At 37.5% G+C, this 18,445-nt stretch carries 24 protein-coding genes and 2 tRNA genes; 13 read left to right on the plus strand and 13 right to left on the minus strand.

The genetic code is table 11. From position 1 onward, the window contains the following. Positions 1–17 precede the first annotated feature (17 nt). The 9 genes from proQ to GQR47_RS02780 form a co-directional block, all read right to left on the minus strand. The gene (gene proQ / locus GQR47_RS02740; protein ID WP_002961909.1) at positions 18–668 is read right to left on the minus strand and encodes an RNA chaperone ProQ; all 651 of its coding nucleotides are present in this window, start codon (positions 666–668) and stop codon (positions 18–20) included. A 15-nt stretch (positions 669–683) separates the two neighbouring features. Then, positions 684–962, minus strand: a complete 279-nt coding sequence (locus tag GQR47_RS02745; RefSeq protein ID WP_002961910.1) for a hypothetical protein — start codon at positions 960–962, stop codon at positions 684–686. Next, positions 962–1,420, minus strand: a complete 459-nt coding sequence (locus tag GQR47_RS02750; protein ID WP_165723492.1) for a GAF domain-containing protein — start codon at positions 1,418–1,420, stop codon at positions 962–964. The genes GQR47_RS02745 and GQR47_RS02750 overlap by 1 nt, the downstream gene beginning before the upstream one ends. Positions 1,421–1,548: 128 nt before the next feature. Continuing rightward, positions 1,549–1,929, minus strand: coding sequence for a hypothetical protein (locus tag GQR47_RS02755; RefSeq protein WP_002961912.1), 381 nt, complete (start codon positions 1,927–1,929; stop codon positions 1,549–1,551). Between the two features lie 173 nt (positions 1,930–2,102). Beyond that, on the minus strand, positions 2,103–2,348 hold the full coding sequence (locus tag GQR47_RS02760) for a hypothetical protein (protein WP_165723493.1): 246 nt from the start codon (positions 2,346–2,348) through the stop codon (positions 2,103–2,105). Between the two features lie 13 nt (positions 2,349–2,361). After that, positions 2,362–3,174, minus strand: a complete 813-nt coding sequence (locus GQR47_RS02765; RefSeq protein ID WP_165723494.1) for a CPBP family intramembrane glutamic endopeptidase — start codon at positions 3,172–3,174, stop codon at positions 2,362–2,364. Between the two features lie 118 nt (positions 3,175–3,292). Further along, on the minus strand, positions 3,293–4,141 hold the full coding sequence (locus tag GQR47_RS02770) for a LytTR family DNA-binding domain-containing protein (RefSeq protein ID WP_240915848.1): 849 nt from the start codon (positions 4,139–4,141) through the stop codon (positions 3,293–3,295). A gap of 419 nt (positions 4,142–4,560) precedes the next feature. Beyond that, positions 4,561–4,651: transfer RNA gene (locus GQR47_RS02775), tRNA-Ser, on the minus strand. 83 nt (positions 4,652–4,734) lie between these two features. Further along, positions 4,735–4,825, minus strand: a tRNA-Ser gene (locus GQR47_RS02780). 251 nt (positions 4,826–5,076) lie between these two features. Between GQR47_RS02780 and GQR47_RS02785 the strand changes: the two genes are divergently transcribed. The 7 genes from GQR47_RS02785 to GQR47_RS02815 are packed head-to-tail and all read left to right on the plus strand — an operon-like array spanning position 5,077 to position 8,216. Next, on the plus strand, positions 5,077–5,742 hold the full coding sequence (locus GQR47_RS02785) for a Bax inhibitor-1/YccA family protein (RefSeq protein WP_008133668.1): 666 nt from the start codon (positions 5,077–5,079) through the stop codon (positions 5,740–5,742). Positions 5,743–5,797: 55 nt separating this feature from the next. Then, positions 5,798–6,151 (plus strand): sulfurtransferase complex subunit TusD, encoded by a 354-nt coding sequence (tusD, locus tag GQR47_RS02790; protein ID WP_024596911.1) that lies wholly within the window; start codon positions 5,798–5,800, stop codon positions 6,149–6,151. Then, positions 6,148–6,504, plus strand: a complete 357-nt coding sequence (tusC, locus tag GQR47_RS02795) for a sulfurtransferase complex subunit TusC (protein ID WP_165723495.1) — start codon at positions 6,148–6,150, stop codon at positions 6,502–6,504. The genes tusD and tusC overlap by 4 nt, the downstream gene beginning before the upstream one ends. Next, positions 6,501–6,767, plus strand: coding sequence for a DsrH/TusB family sulfur metabolism protein (locus GQR47_RS02800; RefSeq protein ID WP_008133664.1), 267 nt, complete (start codon positions 6,501–6,503; stop codon positions 6,765–6,767). Before tusC ends, GQR47_RS02800 begins: the two co-directional genes overlap by 4 nt. 3 nt (positions 6,768–6,770) lie before the next feature. Further along, positions 6,771–7,100 carry a TusE/DsrC/DsvC family sulfur relay protein gene (locus GQR47_RS02805; protein WP_007375712.1) on the plus strand — a complete coding sequence of 110 codons (330 nt, stop codon included), beginning with the start codon at positions 6,771–6,773 and terminating at the stop codon, positions 7,098–7,100. Further along, positions 7,100–7,786, plus strand: a complete 687-nt coding sequence (locus GQR47_RS02810; RefSeq protein ID WP_165723496.1) for a pseudouridine synthase — start codon at positions 7,100–7,102, stop codon at positions 7,784–7,786. The genes GQR47_RS02805 and GQR47_RS02810 overlap by 1 nt, the downstream gene beginning before the upstream one ends. Next, positions 7,779–8,216 (plus strand): NUDIX domain-containing protein, encoded by a 438-nt coding sequence (locus GQR47_RS02815; protein WP_165723497.1) that lies wholly within the window; start codon positions 7,779–7,781, stop codon positions 8,214–8,216. Before GQR47_RS02810 ends, GQR47_RS02815 begins: the two co-directional genes overlap by 8 nt. Before the next feature lies 1 nt (position 8,217). Here the strand turns inward: GQR47_RS02815 and GQR47_RS02820 are convergent, their stop codons facing one another. Continuing rightward, positions 8,218–9,489 (minus strand): sensor domain-containing diguanylate cyclase, encoded by a 1,272-nt coding sequence (locus GQR47_RS02820; protein WP_165723498.1) that lies wholly within the window; start codon positions 9,487–9,489, stop codon positions 8,218–8,220. 361 nt (positions 9,490–9,850) lie between these two features. Between GQR47_RS02820 and mnmA the strand changes: the two genes are divergently transcribed. The 5 genes from mnmA (at position 9,851) to GQR47_RS02845 (ending at position 14,813) form a co-directional block, all read left to right on the plus strand. Beyond that, positions 9,851–10,951: a tRNA 2-thiouridine(34) synthase MnmA gene (gene mnmA / locus GQR47_RS02825; protein ID WP_002962705.1), complete on the plus strand. Its 1,101-nt coding sequence runs from the start codon at positions 9,851–9,853 to the stop codon at positions 10,949–10,951. Then, positions 10,951–11,553 carry a high frequency lysogenization protein HflD gene (gene hflD, locus GQR47_RS02830; protein WP_007375707.1) on the plus strand — a complete coding sequence of 201 codons (603 nt, stop codon included), beginning with the start codon at positions 10,951–10,953 and terminating at the stop codon, positions 11,551–11,553. Before mnmA ends, hflD begins: the two co-directional genes overlap by 1 nt. 31 nt (positions 11,554–11,584) lie before the next feature. Beyond that, positions 11,585–12,955, plus strand: coding sequence for an adenylosuccinate lyase (gene purB / locus GQR47_RS02835; RefSeq protein ID WP_165723499.1), 1,371 nt, complete (start codon positions 11,585–11,587; stop codon positions 12,953–12,955). 87 nt (positions 12,956–13,042) lie between these two features. Then, positions 13,043–14,200 (plus strand): cupin domain-containing protein, encoded by a 1,158-nt coding sequence (locus tag GQR47_RS02840; RefSeq protein ID WP_165723500.1) that lies wholly within the window; start codon positions 13,043–13,045, stop codon positions 14,198–14,200. A 154-nt stretch (positions 14,201–14,354) separates the two neighbouring features. After that, positions 14,355–14,813 carry a GNAT family N-acetyltransferase gene (locus GQR47_RS02845; protein WP_024594684.1) on the plus strand — a complete coding sequence of 153 codons (459 nt, stop codon included), beginning with the start codon at positions 14,355–14,357 and terminating at the stop codon, positions 14,811–14,813. 62 nt (positions 14,814–14,875) lie between these two features. Here the strand turns inward: GQR47_RS02845 and GQR47_RS02850 are convergent, their stop codons facing one another. The 3 genes from GQR47_RS02850 to GQR47_RS02860 all read right to left on the minus strand — a co-directional run bounded on the left by GQR47_RS02850 (position 14,876) and on the right by GQR47_RS02860 (position 17,566). Further along, positions 14,876–15,322 carry a DUF4826 family protein gene (locus GQR47_RS02850; RefSeq protein ID WP_024594685.1) on the minus strand — a complete coding sequence of 149 codons (447 nt, stop codon included), beginning with the start codon at positions 15,320–15,322 and terminating at the stop codon, positions 14,876–14,878. A 117-nt stretch (positions 15,323–15,439) separates the two neighbouring features. After that, positions 15,440–16,843 (minus strand): M28 family metallopeptidase, encoded by a 1,404-nt coding sequence (locus GQR47_RS02855; RefSeq protein ID WP_165723501.1) that lies wholly within the window; start codon positions 16,841–16,843, stop codon positions 15,440–15,442. Between the two features lie 174 nt (positions 16,844–17,017). Beyond that, positions 17,018–17,566 (minus strand): hypothetical protein, encoded by a 549-nt coding sequence (locus GQR47_RS02860; protein WP_240915849.1) that lies wholly within the window; start codon positions 17,564–17,566, stop codon positions 17,018–17,020. Between the two features lie 14 nt (positions 17,567–17,580). Between GQR47_RS02860 and GQR47_RS02865 the strand changes: the two genes are divergently transcribed. Continuing rightward, positions 17,581–18,432: a hypothetical protein gene (locus GQR47_RS02865; protein WP_240915850.1), complete on the plus strand. Its 852-nt coding sequence runs from the start codon at positions 17,581–17,583 to the stop codon at positions 18,430–18,432. Positions 18,433–18,445 lie beyond the last annotated feature (13 nt).

Below are 18,445 nucleotides of genomic sequence, written 5' to 3' on the forward strand. Positions count from 1 at the left end.
CTTAATTTATTTACAACTTAAACAATGTATAAGCTGTCAGCTTTGGTTTTAACTTGCATACCTGTTACTAACTCAACATGAACATCATCTTTGTTCACTTCAGTTATTACTGCATTTACAAGTGCTTGGCCAAGTTTAACCTTAACCTTATTATTAACCTTGACCTCAGTTGCTGGCAAAGGTTCAATTTTTCCTGAACGCTTAGCCGGCGCTGCTTTAGCAGGTTTGTTAGCTGCAGGAGCGTTTTTATCGCCTGGTTTGCTAGCATGAGCTGGTTTTTTCTTGAAAGATTTAGAATCAGAATCTTGGCGAGGACGCTGTTGTTTTTTGCGTTTAGCCATTTTAGCGCGGCTTTCTTCCAATGCTTTTTGTGCATGGTCGATATGCTCTTGCTCAACTTTTTCACCTTGATTACCATCAAGATCAATACGAAACTCTGACTTGGTCACAGCTTCTAAATAACGCCAGTTAGACGTGTATTTTCTAAGCGCTTGACGAACTTGAGTCTTACTTACTTTTTCAGACCCTTCAATACGCTCAGCAATATCTTTAAAAATACCTACTTTAAGCGGCTTGATGCCATCTTTTTGTTTAAAACATTGTGGGAATTCTTGATATAAAAATTCCAACACTTCATTAATATCTTTTAGCTTGTTTGTGGTTTCCATTTTAGAACCTATTTTTCACATCTTTTCATCAAGGGACGAATCGACGTAGTGTGTTACCCAGTCGACCAACTCTTCGAAATCGGCTTCTATAACAGCCATATCACCTCGAAGGTGTTCCCAAATACCATTTATTGTTTCATCAATAAATTCACATTCTGAATCATCTGGAAGACGATCCCATGCAATATGAATCAAATCATTGAGCGTTTCCGCTACATGTTCTTCTTCGCCTTCCCAATCGCCGACATCTTGTACAGCAAATAGGTAGTCTTGAACATTTAGCAAATCTTTCATTACAAGCTCGCCTCTAAGCATTTTACTAATGCTTCTAGACCGGCTTTATCGTCAGCATCAAATCGACCAATACTCGGACTATCAATGTCTAGTACAGCAAATACTTTACCATGTTTCATGATAGGTACAACTACTTCAGAATTAGACGCTGCATCACAGGCTATGTGGCCTTCAAAAGCGTGAACATCTTCAATTAATTGTGTTTCTACGGTTGCCGCAGCAGTTCCGCATACACCCTTTCCTACTGGAATACGAATGCATGCAGGGTTACCTTGAAACGGGCCAAGTACTAATTCAGTAGGAGAATCCATAAAGTAAAAGCCCGCCCAATTTACATCCTCTAAAGAGGTAAATAACAGCGCGCTTATGTTTGCCATATTGGCAATTACATTGGATTCACCAGCTATCAGCGATTCAGTTTGCTTAACTAATGACTGGTAAAAATCGTGCTTTTGCATACCAAACTACTTCTTATTAAACATACAGTAGCTAAAGGTACTCTTTGTCGTGAAAAATTGGAACCTTTTGGAGGTAAAAAAAAGGAAATCACACCGTTTATCAGTGCGCTTGGTTAATAATGCTGCGATTATTTTTTTGCCGTTTTACGAAGACCAAACAAAAACAGCCCTGCAGCGAATGCTGACATTACACTATTGATCAAAAATATCTCGCCAGTTGTGGCACTTAATAAGTAACTAAATATCGCTCCGCCTAGTAGTCCAAGAGTTAATACCCCTGAATAATTAACTTTAGAATACTTAAACATGAGTAAATACCCAGGCACAACAAAAGCAGCCATTGTTAAGCCTACTATGTGTGCATTTGATATAGCAGTCATTAATAAGGTAAGAAATATTGATACAAACTCGCCTTCAAGCGTAAGTGAGTAATAAACACCAAGTAAACTGCCTACAATAACAGGCGATAATAACGAAAGCCCTACGCTTTTTGCTAGCTGATGTTTCATTTAAAATCCTTAATACACAAATCTAAATTCTATGTATAAAGCATGCACCAAGATCTAAAGGTTAGAAACAGAGACTATGGTCGTAATTTATGATTAAAAATAAACCTTATTGCAGTATGAGCCTATTACTTTATTAATAGGCTCATAAGTTTGGGTTACACTTATCAAAATGCTTATAACTTAGCTATTTTATTTGATAACTCAAAGTGGCGAGATGTTACTATTTCCTCAAGCACTGCTACCCTTTTGCTCAACATCGCTGTTTGTTCCTCTAATTTTGTTATCTTGTTATTATTTAGTCCTTTAAATTTTGCGTGCGCTGCCATTATTGTAGTTTTATAGGAGAAATAACGTTTAGTAATAATAAGAATCAAAAAGGGTGAGCTAAATATAATTATTACAATAAATAATTCTAGCATGGTCGTTTCCCACTCAGTTTAAGTTAGCTTGTTGCGTGTAAAGGCCATTTTTAGTGCATTGAAATAATTTTGATAATGTAACTTCGCGCTGCTTTCCTCGTCGAATTAGCATCTCAACATACACAATACTTAACACAATGGCTGTTGCTTTAAATAAGTTACCTTGTAGATCACCTACTGCGCCACCCGACATACCAAATATTCCGTAAGCTGCATTCATAAAAATATGCATCCACATAGGAAACCAAATACGATAACCACATTCACAATATAGCCACGCAAACCATGTACCTGCTACAGTAGTAATTGCAACCGCCATCAAAGCAGAAATCGCATCATTGCCTTGATAAATATGGCCCAGACCAAATATTACTGAACTAATTAATGCCGCAGGCACAAAGCCCCATCTACAATATTTAAATAAAACACCAAACAATGCAGCCCTAAAAATTAGCTCTTCAAAAAAACCCGCATAAACTGAGCCAGTTATTATTGCTGGTATTGATAGGTTAAGTTCATCACTCAAAAATCCATAACCTATTGCCATTGGAGTACAACAAATAATTGCTGCGAGTGCATAGTTAATAAAACCAGAGGAATTAAGCCCTATAGATTCAAAAGGCTTACTTTGTTTAAACAAAATAATAGCCGCAATAACTAACGGTCCATATAAAAAAATATATTTAGCGGGGGTAAATAAAATGCCAGTTAGATTATCAAGTTCAGACAACCAGCTAGACCAACCTTCTCCCCAAAACCGCCTCATTACATAGTGGCAAAATACAAATATAGAAATTATTACAAATGCCTTGATAGCGTATTTCATATCTACTTTTCTCGTTAAGTTGTAAATTTCAACTTAATCTTGGCAATAGTAAAAATACAAAGCGACCTATTAGGTCTCAATTACAAGACGAGGTATAAAGCCCATGTTTTAGGGGGGATTAACATGTTTTTGGGATTAATGACAAAGCATCTTTTATTACTTTTACATAAGAACGAGACACAGGAATTTTAATATCAATTGTATGTAGCGATAATTGCAACCCTCCAGCATTACCACTGTAGTGTTGAATGTTTTGCAGGTTGACCGCATAAGAACGGTGGCATCGTAATATAATTGTTTTTTCTGGAAGCTGCTTTAATAAACCGCTAAGAGATACACGTAATAGTTTACGTGAAGTTGAAGCTCCTTCTTGTATTGTTATTTCACAATAGTTGTCTGAAGATTTAATAAATAAAATATGGTGAGGAGCCGTATTAATTTCGTCGTTTTTGTTATCGCCTTTGAGAGTAATTGTCTTTAACTCAACTTCTCTCAACTGCTCTTGAGCAACGCTAACTGTACTTGGCTTAGTTAAATCTATTACATGCCTATTTACCACAAGTAAAAAAATAAGAGGAAATACACCAATACAAAAAATATACCCTACAAAAAGTAATTGATTCTGCCAATGCCAAGATCCAAGTACAGCAACCACAAAATACCCATGATTGAATATCGCAGTAATTAAAATATATGTGATAGGAATAATAATTAAACGGTTTAATTTACTTAGCTTAAACTTAAGTAACACTATTTCTATGAAACCTGACAATAGCAAAGCACAAAAGGTTACTAACCCATAGCCAAAAAGTCGCAGAAACTTGTAAGACTCGGTATCGCTTGAAGTGCCAAAAGGTTGAAATACAAAAAGTACAAAAAGCGTTATAAACGAAAACATGACGGCACGATATACAACTAACTTTCTCGAATCTAGATCATCTTTGAGCCACAACATCCTATTTTGCATACCTTTAATCCACTAATATTTAAAAATAACACACATTAATATGTGCATTCCAACTCATTTAAAGTTTTTTGTGATGGTAGTTTTATTAAAAACAAAAATAGGAAGAGAACATCAACGTTTTTTAACATCAGAAGATGATGTGTGAGCAATTCTATCTGCTTTTAAGGTTTTACTAATAAGAGATAAGAGATGTAATACAAATTCGCTTAATTAAGTGATCTATTTAGAGGGCGGATAAACGTGTTTACAGCTAGCCAATAAATTCGCTATTTAGTTGTTCAAAATGAGAATTTTTTAACGCAGGGAGCGACACGTTTAGCCACGCAAAATGATTAAGTATTATTGCGGGTTGGTATAAGTGTACTGATATTGTTCCAAACACAAAAAAACCCGCTAAGTTAGCGGGCTATTCTGTTATATGGTGGAGAGATAGGGATTTGAACCCTAGATGGGCTATAAACCCATGCCGGTTTTCAAGACCGGTGCATTCGACCACTCTGCCATCTCTCCGATACTGCTAAGTTAAAAGTAAGAGTGTACTAATAACTTTTTAAATGAATGATATTTTAATTACCACACACTTATTAAATAAGTGGTGGAGAGATAGGGATTTGAACCCTAGATGGGCTATAAACCCATGCCGGTTTTCAAGACCGGTGCATTCGACCACTCTGCCATCTCTCCGCACGGCCTGCATAATAGGGAAACCCATCCCTTTTGTGAAGCTTTTTTTTAAATTAATTGTTTAAGTGCCTAAAAAACAATTGATTTGTTTAAAGTTAAAACAAAATGTTTTTAATTTAGCCATCAATATACTTTTATTTAAATATTTAACTCTATTGATCTACAAAGGTTTGCCCAAACATATAAGAGTTGGTAATCTAATTTTAGTTAAATTATCGAAACACACACGTTTCACTTAAAGGAGCTCTACAATGGCGTTTAATCAATCGTACAATACCGCGAAACCGGTAATGTCTACCATTGAAACAAACAAGGTACTTAAAAACACCTACTTTTTACTAGCTATGACACTTGCATTTAGTGCAGTTACAGCCGGTATTTCAATGGCACTACAATTACCTTACTTTATGGGAATTGTGTTTACACTCGTTTCGTTCGGTTTATTATTTGTTGTAAATAAAAAAGCAGATACAGCATCTGGTGTATTTTGGGTGTTTGCTTTCACAGGTTTAATGGGGGCAGGCTTAGGTCCATTGCTTAACCATTATGCTGCATTACCTAATGGCCCAATGCTTATTATGCAAGCCTTAGGTTCTACAGCGCTTATCTTTTTTGGTTTATCTGCTTATGCACTAAATACTAAAAAAGACTTCTCATTCATGGGTGGCTTTTTAACTGTTGGCTTAATCGTTGTGATTGTAGCAAGCATCGTTAATATTTTTATTGGCAGTTCATTGATGTTTATGGTGCTTAATGCAGCAGTTGTACTGATTATGTCTGGTTTGATTTTATTTGATACAAGCCGAATCATAAACGGTGGTGAAACTAACTACATTCGCGCAACAGTGTCTTTATACCTAAGCGTATATAACTTATTTACTTCTTTGCTTGCTCTACTTGGCGCAAGTGATGACTAATTAAATAGTTCTGTTAAAATAGCCCCTTTATTGGGGCTTTTTTATTGGAATTGTTTTGGCACGCTTTGTTCTTTCATTACATACACCACCATCCGATCACGATACCACGCAACGCATAGTTAAATTTGCGAATGCATGTTTAGCCCAAGGGCACACCATTGATGCTATTTTTTTATACCAGCAAGGTATTTATCATGCATCTACCCACTTTGATTTATCCTCAGACGAACTTCAAATTTCAGCACTTTGGCAGCAACTCGCTGATCAAAAACTAAATTTAATGCTGTGTGTTACCGCCGCGCAAAAGCGCGGGTTAGATATTAAAAACACAGGTGTATTTAAAGTCGCAGGGTTAGCTGAATTTGCAATGCTTGCAAGCGACGCAGATAAATGGGTGCAATTTAAATGATAAACGTATTAGTAATGAGTCAGTGCAGCCCATTTGACGATTTAAATATTCGTGATGCACTAGATATGACATTGATTTTTGCTGCTGTTGACCAAAATGTAAGTTGGTTGTTTAGCGGCCCCGCCGTTTTAGCTTTAAAAAAGCATCAGCAACCAAACAATATTGGCTTAAAAGACCTTTTTAAAAATATTAAAACACTCGAAATTTATGATGTTGAAAACATTTTCGTGTGTGAAAAATCATTGCTTGATTATGGTTTAAATAAACATGATTTACTCGTAGAGGCAAAAGCTCTTAACTTTAGTCAACAACAAACACTAATTAAAGCGCAGCAACATGTGGTGAACCTATGAGTACGTTACATATTTTTTCAAAGCCGCTTAACTATTACTCGGCAAATCAGCTTGAGAATTTAATTTTATCAGGCGATAAGGTACTACTTGTTGGTGATGCCTGCTTTGCAAAAAAACAATTTAGGCAATTTGCAGATACACTGTTAATACTTGAACAAGACGCGCAAGTACGTGCAATAAAATTAGCAGATAACGATAAAGCAATTAGCTATGAAGACTTTGTGGCACTCACTTTATCAACTAATCAATCAATTACGTGGTAACTCATGCTTGAATTTAACAACCAACAGATTGAAACCGACAAACAAGGCTACTTGCTCGACCATACTTTATGGTCAAAGGAGCTGGCGCCTGTAATTGCTACTCAAGAAAACATCACACTTAGTGAGCAACACTGGGAAGTCATTAATTTTGTTCGTGATTTTTACATTGAATATAACACCAGCCCAGCAATTAGAATGCTTGTAAAAGCAATGGCTAAAGCACTCGGTGAAGATAAAGGAAATAGCCTTTATTTATATAAATTATTTCCTAAAGGCCCAGCCAAGCAAGCAACAAAAATTGCCGGATTACCAAAACCAGCTAGGTGCATATAATGAGAGCTAAATCAGGCAATAATCAAGCAACACAAACCAAGCCAAAAAGAAGTACTGGGCGTACTTATTCACGCAGTGCACTTAACAAAACGCCATCTGGTAAAAGAGAAATAAAGCCGCAGATAGCATCTAAAGACAGAAAAATTGTGTTATTCAACAAGCCGTTTGATGTGCTATGTCAATTTACGGATGACGCAGACAGAAAAACGCTTGCTGAATTTATTCCTATTAAAGAAGTTTACGCAGCAGGAAGGTTAGACAGAGACAGTGAGGGTTTATTGCTTTTAACAAACTGTGGGAAACTACAAAACACCTTAACTGCTCCTGATAAAAAAACGAATAAAACCTACTGGGCACAAGTTGAGGGTGAACCAACGAGTGAATCAATTAATGATTTATGTAATGGCGTAGAACTTAAAGACGGGCTTACACTCCCCGCTAACGTTAAAATAATTGATGAGCCAACAATTTGGGCGCGTAATCCCCCTGTACGCGAGCGAAAAGCAATCCCTACCACTTGGCTAAGTATTACCATTAATGAAGGTAGAAACAGACAAGTTCGCCGAATGACCGCGCATATTGGACACCCTACACTTCGCCTCATCCGCTATAGCATTGGCAACTATACGTTGGATGATATTAATTGTGGTGAATACAAAGTAATTAAGGGCGTAGTTGATGCATAAACCGCATGTCACGGTTGCAGCAATAGTAAAAAAGCAAAACGAGTATTTACTTGTAAAAGAGCGCGATAAATTTACAAAGCAAATTTGTTACAATCAACCTGCGGGTCATTTAGAGCAAAATGAGACACTTGCACAAGCTGCAAGCAGAGAGCTACTAGAAGAAACAGGCTTAACGCTTGAGCCTATTGGGTTTTTAGGTGTTTATAATTTGCATGCCGATAACGCAGTGCACTATTTGCGATTCTGCTTTTTATTTGAAGCACCTAATAATATAAAAGCACCAACACCAATAGATTCTGACATTATCAGTGCTAATTGGCATACATTAGAGCAAATAAAATCATTACCGCTTAGGAGCCCTTTAGTGCTCAAGTGTATTAACGACAGCCTGAATCGACCAGCGTTAAGCTTAGAAACCATTTACAATTGATTTACTCAGAGCTTAGCGCTATACAATTACGCCCTTGTTTTTTAGCATAATACAGGGCGTTATCAGCGGCTTTAACAAAGCTGACTTCATTACTATTTGTATAGTTGCTGATGGTATTAATACCCATACTTATAGATAAAAATCCGGTAAAGCTATCCTGGTGAGCAATAGCTAAGCTTTCTACAGCTTTTTGTATTTGCTCAGCTATAAACAACGCTCCTTGCCTATCCGTTTGTGGAAGTAAAACAACAAATTCTTCTCCACCATAGCGAGCCACAAAATCTTCTGGGCGACTAACCGTTGAAGCAATTTTTTGAGCCACGTCATATAAGCACGTATCGCCCGCTACATGCCCATACCGGTCATTAAATTGCTTAAAATGGTCAATATCAATAATAATCATCGATAGCATGCCTTCGCATTCTTTTGCTCGTTCAAACTCATGCGTTAGCTTTTCATCAAACCGACGCCTATTCGCAATTTTGGTTAATGCATCCAAAAAGGCCATATCCCTGAGTATATCTTCTGCTTCTAAGCGCTCTGTTGCATCATTAAAAACAGCTAAAAACTCTTCACCTATATCAATCCCTGAAATTTCCATCATCACTTGTGAGCCATCACGACAAGAAACTCGATAGTTATTTGCGGGTATGTCGTTATTGTTATTTAGTGCCTTTTCAAGTGAGTCTTGCCACAGCTCTTTTGCAAGTGCTCTGTATTGGGGATCTGGATACGCTTTTTCCCACCATGATTTAAGATTTGGCACATCTTCTACTGTATAACCAAAAACATCTACAAAACGTTGATTAACTTTCAAAATATCACCCGTCTTGGCACATACATTACATACAGGCATTGGCAAAACGGTAAATAACCTAGCGTAGTGACTTATCTCATGTTTGCGCATAGGGTTGAGTGTACTTTGAGGTAAGTAACTCATTGGCATATCACTTTTTTCTATACTAAGCTTTTCGTCCATTTCTAAAGCGAAATACCATTCAAGCCACCAGTGCTCTACATGATCAAGCACCTTTAACTCAACGTTTTTTTTAACTGTTGAACCTTTTATTAAGCTAAATAACTCATGTACATGGTTTGGCTCTTGGTAAATATGAGGGTTTTTGAGTTTTATTAACTCATAAAAAAGATGATAGGCTGATTTTTTAAACTCTGTCGTTTTGCTAGAAAGTAATTCGCTATCCACAAAATCAGGTTTTCGTGTGTAATGCTCAACTAAAGAATTTATCTTGTTTATTTGATAGGCATAATTCATATATTCATTCCATTGACTATATTTCAAGAGGCTTTAAAGTGGTTTACATTCATATACTAACCACTATTTTATTTTTATTAAGTGTATATTTACTCTAGTAGTTTTAAAAGAAAATACTATTAATAAAACTCAATAACTACATGAATTATTCTATAGTCTTAATTTATTAGTAAAGATCACTTTAATATTACTAAAGTTACAGCCTGATAATGCGTTTAAGTCTAGTTTGCTATTTGTTATACAAATAAAATAGTGACAAATTATGTCCTTTGCCGCCCTACGCTCTTTAAGCACAAACAAAATACATGCTATAATCGCGGCCTTTCCAAGTTAACAGCAATCTGTATAAGCGAAATTATTCATGAGCGAAAATAGTCACATTAAAGTCATTGTTGGCATGTCCGGCGGTGTTGATTCTTCTGTATCTGCATATTTATTACAACAACAGGGCTACCAAGTAGAAGGCCTGTTTATGAAGAACTGGGAAGAAGACGACAATGATGAATACTGTGCCGCCGCTGATGACTTAAAAGATGCACAAGCCGTGTGCGACAAATTAGGCATTGAGCTTCACACAGTAAACTTTGCTGCTGAATACTGGGATAATGTATTTGAGTACTTTTTAGCAGAGTACAAAGCGGGTCGTACGCCAAACCCAGATATAATGTGTAATAAAGAAATTAAATTTAAAGCCTTTTTAGAATTTGCGGCTCAAGCACTCGGTGCTGACTTTATTGCAACCGGACACTACGTTCGCCGTGAACTTCGCGATGACAAATACGTAATGTGTCGCGGACTTGATAACAATAAAGATCAAAGCTACTTCTTATATACCCTAAGCCATGAACATATTGGCCAAACCTTATTCCCTGTAGGCGATATCGAAAAACCAGAAGTGCGCCGCATAGCAGAAGAACAAGACCTAATCACTCACGATAAAAAAGACAGCACCGGAATTTGCTTTATCGGTGAGCGTAAATTTAAAGACTTTTTACAAAAGTTCTTACCAGCGCAACCTGGCGTTATCGAAGACACTGACGGTAATAACGTAGGCGAGCACGAAGGCTTAATGTACCACACACTTGGACAACGCAAAGGCTTGTTAATTGGTGGTATGAAGGAAGGTTCTGGCGAACCATGGTACGTAGTTGATAAAGATTTAGAACGTAACGTACTTGTTGTTGGCCAAGGCAAAGATCACCCTCGCCTATACAGTAATGGTCTTAATGCAAACCAATTACATTGGGTAGACCGCGTTGGCCCTAAAGGTACCACTCGCTGCACAGTTAAAACACGTTACCGCCAAGAAGACTTAAGCTGTACCCTACTTGTAGGTGAAGACGGCATGGCTCGTGTATTATTTGATGAACCACAAAAAGCAGTTACGCCAGGTCAATCTGCTGTATTTTATGCAGAAGATGTGTGTTTAGGTGGTGGTATTATTGACTCGGTGATTAAGTAATGAATGAACACCAAGTCATGGCGCTTGCCGCCATGTGCCAGGTTGCTAAGCAAGTTCAAAAAATTGCCCAGTACGGCAGTAATAATGAGCACGACTTAGAAGTATTACTTTCAAGCATTATTCAAACATCACCGGCATCGCCAGAAGATGTTTACCAAGGTACTGACAACTTACGTGATGGCTATAAAACTTTAATGGCGCAGCTAACTGCTGGCGCTCAAAAAGATGTTGAAATAGTAAAATACGTAGGTGGTTTGATGCAGCTTGAGCGAGCACTAAGTGCAAACGACAAAAGCTTAAACGAATTAGGCAAACGAATTGATGATATTCATCGTCGTTTAGATCATTTTGCTATTACTGACGAGAGCGTTGTTGCCGGTTTAGCAGATATATACTCGTCGGTGCTGAGCCCCCTTGGGCACCGAATACAGGTTTATGGTAAACCCGAGTTATTAAAACAGCAGCTCACTCAAAATAAAATCCGTGCGTTATTATTAGCCGGCATTAGAAGTGCAGTATTATGGCGACAAATGGGCGGTAAACGCCGTCACTTTTTCTTTGCAAAAAGAAAAATACTCGCCATTGCTAAAACAAAAATTTAACTATCGTTCAAACTAAAATTTAGGAGTTATTATGGAGCTTTCAGCGTTAACGGCTATCTCTCCAGTGGATGGTCGCTACGGCAGCAAAACCACTGAACTACGCAGTATTTTCAGCGAATTTGGCTTAATTAAATACCGCGTAATTGTTGAAGTGCGTTGGTTGCAAGCGTTAGCTGCAGCAAGCGATATAAAAGAAGTACCTGCATTTAGCGAAGAAGCTAATGCACTTCTAAACGCCATTGTAGATAACTTCAGCGAAGCTGATGCACAGCGCGTTAAAGATATTGAACGCACTACAAACCACGATGTTAAAGCGGTTGAATACTTATTAAAAGAAAAAGTAGCCGATAACAGTGAGCTTCATGCAATCAATGAATTTATTCACTTCGCTTGTACTTCAGAAGATATTAACAATCTATCTCATGGTTTAATGCTTAGCGAAGCACGTAACAAGGTTTTGCTTCCTTATTGCGATGAGCTTTTAAGCGCAATTAAAGAAAAAGCGATTGAGTACAAAGCAATCCCAATGATGACTCGTACGCACGGGCAACCAGCTACACCATCAACGATGGGTAAAGAGTTTGCTAACGTATACATGCGTTTAAAGCGTCAACGAGACCAAATTGCTCAAGTAGAAATGCTAGGTAAAGTTAACGGTGCTGTTGGTAACTACAACGCTCACCTTAGTGCATACCCAGATTACGACTGGCATACTCACGCAGATAAATTTGTATCAAGCTTAGGTTTAACACTTAACCCATTTACTACACAAATTGAACCGCATGACTATATTGCAGAGTTTTTTGACGCAATTGCACGTTTTAATACTATTTTGCTCGATTTTGACCGTGACATGTGGGGTTACATCGCACTTAATCACTTTAAGCAAAAAACAATTGCGGGCGAAATTGGCTCATCTACAATGCCGCATAAAGTTAACCCAATTGATTTTGAAAACTCAGAAGGTAACTTAGGTTTAGCAAACGCTATTTTTGCTCATCTTGCACAAAAATTACCAGTTTCTCGCTGGCAGCGTGACCTTACCGATTCAACGGTATTACGTAACTTAGGTGTAGGTATGGGTTATGCGATCATTGCATACCAATCAACACTTAAAGGTGTAAGCAAGCTTGAAGTAAACGAGCAACGTTTAGCTGACGAGCTTGATCAAAACTGGGAATTGCTAGCCGAACCGATTCAAACAGTTATGCGTAAATATGGTATTGAAAAGCCATACGAAAAACTTAAAGATTTAACACGCGGCAAACGTGTAAATCAAGAAATAATGGCTGACTTTATCGATGGTCTTGACCTTCCAGAGCACGCTAAAGTAGAAATGAAAAAACTAACACCTGCTAATTACATTGGTCGTGCTGTTGAGTTTATTGATGATTTAGTTTAAAAACTAAATTGCTCTTTTAAAAAGCGAAAGGATCATCCTTTCGCTTTTTTGTTTTAACCCCATTGCACTAACTAGTAGGCATAATGTATGTATCATTTAAAAATAAATAATTTGTCTGAGCAAGAGTTTTTAAGCCATTTTTGGCAAAAAAAGCCGCTTTTAATCAAACAAGGTTTTGCTGATTTTCAAGACCCACTTGATGCTAATGAACTTGCCGGTCTCGCAATGGAAGAAAGCATAGAGTCACGTATTATCACCAATCATAAAAATGATTGGCAAACGCACCAAGGTCCATTTGAAGACTTTGAAAAGTTAACAGACGAAAATGCCACCTTATTAGTGCAAGCTGTTGATCATTGGCATCCTGAAGCTGCACAACTACTAGAGTCATTTAGGTTTATTCCAAACTGGCGCATAGATGATTTAATGATTAGCTATTCAACGCCTAATGGTGGTGTTGGCCCACATTTAGACCAATATGACGTATTTATTATTCAAGGCGAAGGTAAACGTCATTGGCGCGTAGGCCTGCCCGATCCAACACTTAAGCAGTTTGCTCAAAACAAAAAATTACTGCAAGTAGAAGCATTTGAAGCCGTAATCGATTGCATATTAGAGCCTGGCGATATTTTGTATATTCCACCAGGGTGCCCTCACGAAGGTTACGCTGTAGAAAACGCACTAAATTATTCAGTTGGTTTTAGAGCGCCAAACCAACAAGATTTATTGTCGAGCTTTGCCGATCATATTATTGATACCGAAAGCGGCCAAAAACGTTATACCGATCACAACATCACATTAAGAAAATCAAAGGGTGAACTTACAAACCTTGAAGTTGATAAAGTTAAAACATTGATGGCGGCACTTTTAGAAAATGACGATTTATTTAAACAATGGCTAGGCTCAACGCTTAGTCAGCCCAAACATGAAATGGATTTAGCGCCAGTAGAGCCTCCATTTACGTCAGAGCAAATAAGCGATGATTTAAATAATGAAGAAGCTGTGTTTGAGCGTTTAGGTGGCACACGCGCTATTTATCAGCAACTCGATACAGAAGTTTTACTAAGTGTAAATGGCGAAAATTACGCTATGCCGTTAACCGACTTAGCGGCGGTTAAACTACTTACCGATCATACTGAGTTTGAAAGTTCAGCATTAAATTTAACAAAGCCAAGTTTAGTTTTTACTCAAACTTTTACTACACTTGTTAATGAGGGGATCTGGTTTAATATAGACCACGAGTAATAATACCAATTATATTAATAATGATGAGCATTTTACAGCGTAAGATATTATGTATACAGGTCAGTTAAAATTTTTAATTTTCATCTGATATTGGCTTAAATAATTTTGCTGTGATTGCTTACTCATTCTAATTTGGTATCAATAGGAGTTTGCAATGGGCTATCTGGTTGATAAGGTTGAATGGGATATAAAAAAAGATATGCTACAAAAAATTCGAGAGCGAGTTTTTGTTTACGAGTTACATATCCCCAAGCATATCGAATTTGATAGCCTAGATAAAATTGCATTACATGTACTTGTTACAGACGATGCAAACTGCCCAATAGCAACAGGTAGATTATGTAAAGATGGCTTAATCGGCAGAATAGCTGTATTACCTGAGCACCGTAATCGCAAAGTATATAAATCGCTTCTCAACTTTATTGTAGAATTAGCGTCAAACCAAGGTATTGAAGAAGTAAGCATTAATTGTATTTTAAATGAAGTAGAGCGTTTTAAGCGCAATGGCTTTATTCAGCAAGGGAATGTATTTATGGAGGCGGGAATTCCTAGGCAACGTATGCAATGCCCTGTTTCGGCGTTTAATACTACTCCCTTCACACTTGTCCATTAGATAAAGAGAAGGGCGATAAATAAGCTATCACCCTCTACTTTTTTACTTAACCCAAACCGTCGTTACTTTGCCTCATTTGCCCACAGCGGCTCATTATCATACATTTCGTACAAGCCATGGGCTCTATTGATAAGTAAGTTAGCAAAGTCTACCTGTGTTTTATCACGCGCGCCTGTACTCATAATCTGATCCGCTTTTAATTGCCACTGCAAAGAAAAGTAACGCATTGCATCACGAGCATCTGTAGCTGCACTTACTTCAGCATGATCTGTAGGTAACCGCCCTGTTACTACCCAATATGTTTTACCGTTCTGTGCTTTAAATTTCCACATTGCACAAAGTGGTGCTAAAAATCGACTGTCTTTATCAACTACTGATTTTGGCATAATGCCCTTTTCGGCTAAATGCTTTTGCGCTGTTTGAAAACATTCGCGTTGCCACTGCATTCTTTGCTCATCAGTTATAACTTGTTCTTTTGCTGTTAACGGCTTTTTTTCTTGTTGCTGCATTTTTATTAACCTTTTACTTCTTTTTTAACACTCTAAGGGCTTAGTAAATAAGGTGCAAGTATAAAACGGTCATTTGCACCTTAAAGCGCTCTGTTTGCTGTGTTTTTAGCCAAACTATTATTTTATATTGTGATCAAACGAACCCACATCACCCGGAAATACTACTGGCGACTCAACACCGTCTTTACTAACAGAGGCTACACCAAAGTAATAATTATCAATCACTACGTTTTTAAGTGTGTACTGTGAAACCCTACCAACGTATTTACTAAACTGCCATTGCGGCTCGCTCGTGTAACGCCAATAAATTTTATAGCCAGCAATATTTTCATCACTGCTTTGTTGCCATGAAAACGACGTATCAGCTGTAACAGCTCCCTTTATTTTAACTTCTTTTGGCGGTGCGGGCGCCCACGCCATAGATGCCATAGTTACCGCATTAAGTGAAGTTAACTTAGCCGTATAATCAAAATCAACGCCTTCAATAGTATCGCCATACTCAACGCCATTTTCAGTGCGTAAATCTTGATGCTGACGATCGTAGTGCTCGTTAGTTTCCATAATACGCACTGCTGCAAAACCTGCATCATTAAATGGACGATGATGCCCACCACGGCCAAATCTATCTAATCGATATACAAGCATTGTATCTAGGTTAGGAATGTATCTGTCAGCAATAGTATCTATGTAGCGCGCTAAATTTCGACTCGCCGAATCAACTTCACCACCCGTAAAGCGGCGAGTATTAGCTTGCTCTTTTGTTTCTACAACACGGGTACCTTCTGAAAATATACGCGCAGTTGTATTATCAGTTACCCCATTAATACCGGTAATATTGCCAATCATATCGTTGTTTAAAACGCCATGAACTTGCCAGTCATGCTTTTGCGCATAAGCCGTTAATATTTTTCCGCCAAACAAACCCTGCTCTTCGCCCGAAAGCGCCGCGTAAACTACCGAACCATTAAATTTGTATTTACTTAAAACACGAGCAGCTTCAATTACTCCCGCCACACCTGATGCGTTATCATTTGCCCCAGGTGAATCACTCGTAAAGTCCATAACATCACTTACACGAGAATCTATATCACCCGACATAATCACCATGCGATTAGGCTCACTTGACCCTCGTTGAATAGCCACAATGTTAACCACTTCAACAGGATTAGGAATGCGTTTTTCGCCCGATATAGTGTCCATTACCTCAATAATTTCCAGACAACCGCCACACTTCGCGGATATTTTTTCAAATTCTTTTTTTATCCAGCGCCTAGCCGCACCAATGCCTCGAGTATCCGATTTAGTTTCTGAAAGCGTATGGCGGGTACCGAAATCCACCAGCGTTTGAATGTCACTACCAATACGTTCGGCTGATACTTGAGCTGCTATGTCATGTAATTTTTGCTGTTCTGTGTATTGAAGTTGTGTTTTCCCATGTGCTGATAGTGCAAGTGTGCAGGCACCTGCAATTGCAGTAAATTTAAGTAACGTTGTTGTGATTTTCAAAGGTGTTTTAAGCATCTATTAGCTCCTAATTATTATAGTGTAACCATTACTTAACTAAGGTTTTATGGCAATACATTTGAGGTAGATGCAGAAAGGAGCACGCTAAAGCGCATTTACAAGAGGTTATTAGGATAGTAAGAAGCCCACTACCTTTTATAGGTACTGGGCCAAAATTTATTATGCATACTTTTAATAAGTGGTTTTAATATCAAATTCTTTCAAAAAGGCCTCATGTACTCCTAAGCTTGCAAGCACACCAGCAGAAAACATAAATATTAATACAAATGCTAAACAGCTCAAAAACTCCGAACTATTTTCAGGATTAATATAGTAGTTAAGTAAAAAACCACTCAACACACCTATAAAAGCTATTTTGCTAAATAAAAAGTAACTCGGGATCTCAAATGCCCAAACAGAGGTATTGTTTACAAACTGCCTATATCCATACGTCATAAAAGCCAACATACCAACAATACTAATTGCAAAAGTAGACACTGTGGTTAACACGCTCATATTTTTATAAATAAGCACATACCCTAATCGTAAAGAATAGATAAATACCGCAAACCACGCTAAAACAGCAGGCCCTAGAATCAACCCCATTTCCAATCCTTGAATAACGTCTAAGTAATTAATTGCTAATACAATATTATATTTAGAGGTTAAATTACAAACCTTGTTACACAATAATCTATAAAAAAATGCGATTTTCGTGGCACACTGTAATTGTGTATACATTAATAGTTTAAGTTATGCGTCAGCTAAAAGAAGATACAATTAAAAGTAACCTTATTGAGTCGCAGCAAAGTGCATACGGCCCAGTATGCGTGTATCAAAACAAAGAATACCGTTGGTTAACGCTTGCACAAAAAACCAATGAAGATATAACAATTCAAGGCGTTATGAACCTTATACACCCTGAGCAAGTAATAGTGCCTGTAAACCAATGTATGATGTTATTTTTACTTAAACCGGTAGATACACTAAATATATTAAATTTAGGTTTAGGCACGGCAGGGTTTGAGCGAATTATGTATCACTTGCAAAGTAATACGCCTTACATAAACACCATCAATACATTTAACACGGTAGAAATAAACCCAAGCATTGCCTTAATTGCAGCCCAGCACTTTAAGTTACCTATTAAGCACAGCAGCTATTTACAATGCGCCGAGCAATATATTACCCAATGCACTGATCACTTTAACGTAATCACTATCGATATTTTTAGTGGTGAATATCATCAGCCTTTTTTAACCAGCGATAGCTTTTGGCAAAATATAAATCGCTGCAGTGAGCAAAATACGCAAGTAATCATTAATTTAAACCCACAAACTGGCCAAGAGCTGCAAATGCTTTTAGTACTTTTAAGGCAACATTTTAAGTGCTTAGCGATAATAGAGTTTAACGAATACAAAAATATAGTGATCATACTAAGCCAGCAAACATTAATGCATATAAACGTTGATGAAATACAAAACTCACCGGTGTTTATAAACTTTGCGCCAGACCTTTATAAAAGTATTAATGAATCGCCCCGAGTTCATCGGAGACCAGTTTGTTTAAGTCAGGCCACTTTACCTGACTCGTTTAAATTATCATAGTAGTCTGTTTCAT

This window comes from Pseudoalteromonas sp. Z1A2, from assembly GCF_011378755.1.
GTDB lineage: Bacteria > Pseudomonadota > Gammaproteobacteria > Enterobacterales > Alteromonadaceae > Pseudoalteromonas > Pseudoalteromonas distincta.

Bases quoted from the DNA above. Each gene is read 5' to 3' on its own strand.
- proQ (WP_002961909.1), bottom strand. From the start codon at position 668: ATGGAAACCACAAACAAGCTAAAAGATATTAATGAAGTGTTGGAATTT.
- GQR47_RS02745 (WP_002961910.1), bottom strand. From the start codon at position 962: ATGAAAGATTTGCTAAATGTTCAAGACTACCTATTTGCTGTACAAGAT.
- GQR47_RS02750 (WP_165723492.1), bottom strand. From the start codon at position 1,420: ATGCAAAAGCACGATTTTTACCAGTCATTAGTTAAGCAAACTGAATCG.
- GQR47_RS02755 (WP_002961912.1), bottom strand. From the start codon at position 1,929: ATGAAACATCAGCTAGCAAAAAGCGTAGGGCTTTCGTTATTATCGCCT.
- GQR47_RS02760 (WP_165723493.1), bottom strand. From the start codon at position 2,348: ATGCTAGAATTATTTATTGTAATAATTATATTTAGCTCACCCTTTTTG.
- GQR47_RS02765 (WP_165723494.1), bottom strand. From the start codon at position 3,174: ATGAAATACGCTATCAAGGCATTTGTAATAATTTCTATATTTGTATTT.
- GQR47_RS02770 (WP_240915848.1), bottom strand. From the start codon at position 4,141: ATGCAAAATAGGATGTTGTGGCTCAAAGATGATCTAGATTCGAGAAAG.
- GQR47_RS02785 (WP_008133668.1), top strand. From the start codon at position 5,077: ATGGCGTTTAATCAATCGTACAATACCGCGAAACCGGTAATGTCTACC.
- tusC (WP_165723495.1), top strand. From the start codon at position 6,148: ATGATAAACGTATTAGTAATGAGTCAGTGCAGCCCATTTGACGATTTA.
- GQR47_RS02800 (WP_008133664.1), top strand. From the start codon at position 6,501: ATGAGTACGTTACATATTTTTTCAAAGCCGCTTAACTATTACTCGGCA.
- GQR47_RS02805 (WP_007375712.1), top strand. From the start codon at position 6,771: ATGCTTGAATTTAACAACCAACAGATTGAAACCGACAAACAAGGCTAC.
- GQR47_RS02810 (WP_165723496.1), top strand. From the start codon at position 7,100: ATGAGAGCTAAATCAGGCAATAATCAAGCAACACAAACCAAGCCAAAA.
- GQR47_RS02815 (WP_165723497.1), top strand. From the start codon at position 7,779: ATGCATAAACCGCATGTCACGGTTGCAGCAATAGTAAAAAAGCAAAAC.
- GQR47_RS02820 (WP_165723498.1), bottom strand. From the start codon at position 9,489: ATGAATTATGCCTATCAAATAAACAAGATAAATTCTTTAGTTGAGCAT.
- mnmA (WP_002962705.1), top strand. From the start codon at position 9,851: ATGAGCGAAAATAGTCACATTAAAGTCATTGTTGGCATGTCCGGCGGT.
- hflD (WP_007375707.1), top strand. From the start codon at position 10,951: ATGAATGAACACCAAGTCATGGCGCTTGCCGCCATGTGCCAGGTTGCT.
- purB (WP_165723499.1), top strand. From the start codon at position 11,585: ATGGAGCTTTCAGCGTTAACGGCTATCTCTCCAGTGGATGGTCGCTAC.
- GQR47_RS02840 (WP_165723500.1), top strand. From the start codon at position 13,043: ATGTATCATTTAAAAATAAATAATTTGTCTGAGCAAGAGTTTTTAAGC.
- GQR47_RS02845 (WP_024594684.1), top strand. From the start codon at position 14,355: ATGGGCTATCTGGTTGATAAGGTTGAATGGGATATAAAAAAAGATATG.
- GQR47_RS02850 (WP_024594685.1), bottom strand. From the start codon at position 15,322: ATGCAGCAACAAGAAAAAAAGCCGTTAACAGCAAAAGAACAAGTTATA.
- GQR47_RS02855 (WP_165723501.1), bottom strand. From the start codon at position 16,843: ATGCTTAAAACACCTTTGAAAATCACAACAACGTTACTTAAATTTACT.
- GQR47_RS02860 (WP_240915849.1), bottom strand. From the start codon at position 17,566: ATGTATACACAATTACAGTGTGCCACGAAAATCGCATTTTTTTATAGA.
- GQR47_RS02865 (WP_240915850.1), top strand. From the start codon at position 17,581: ATGCGTCAGCTAAAAGAAGATACAATTAAAAGTAACCTTATTGAGTCG.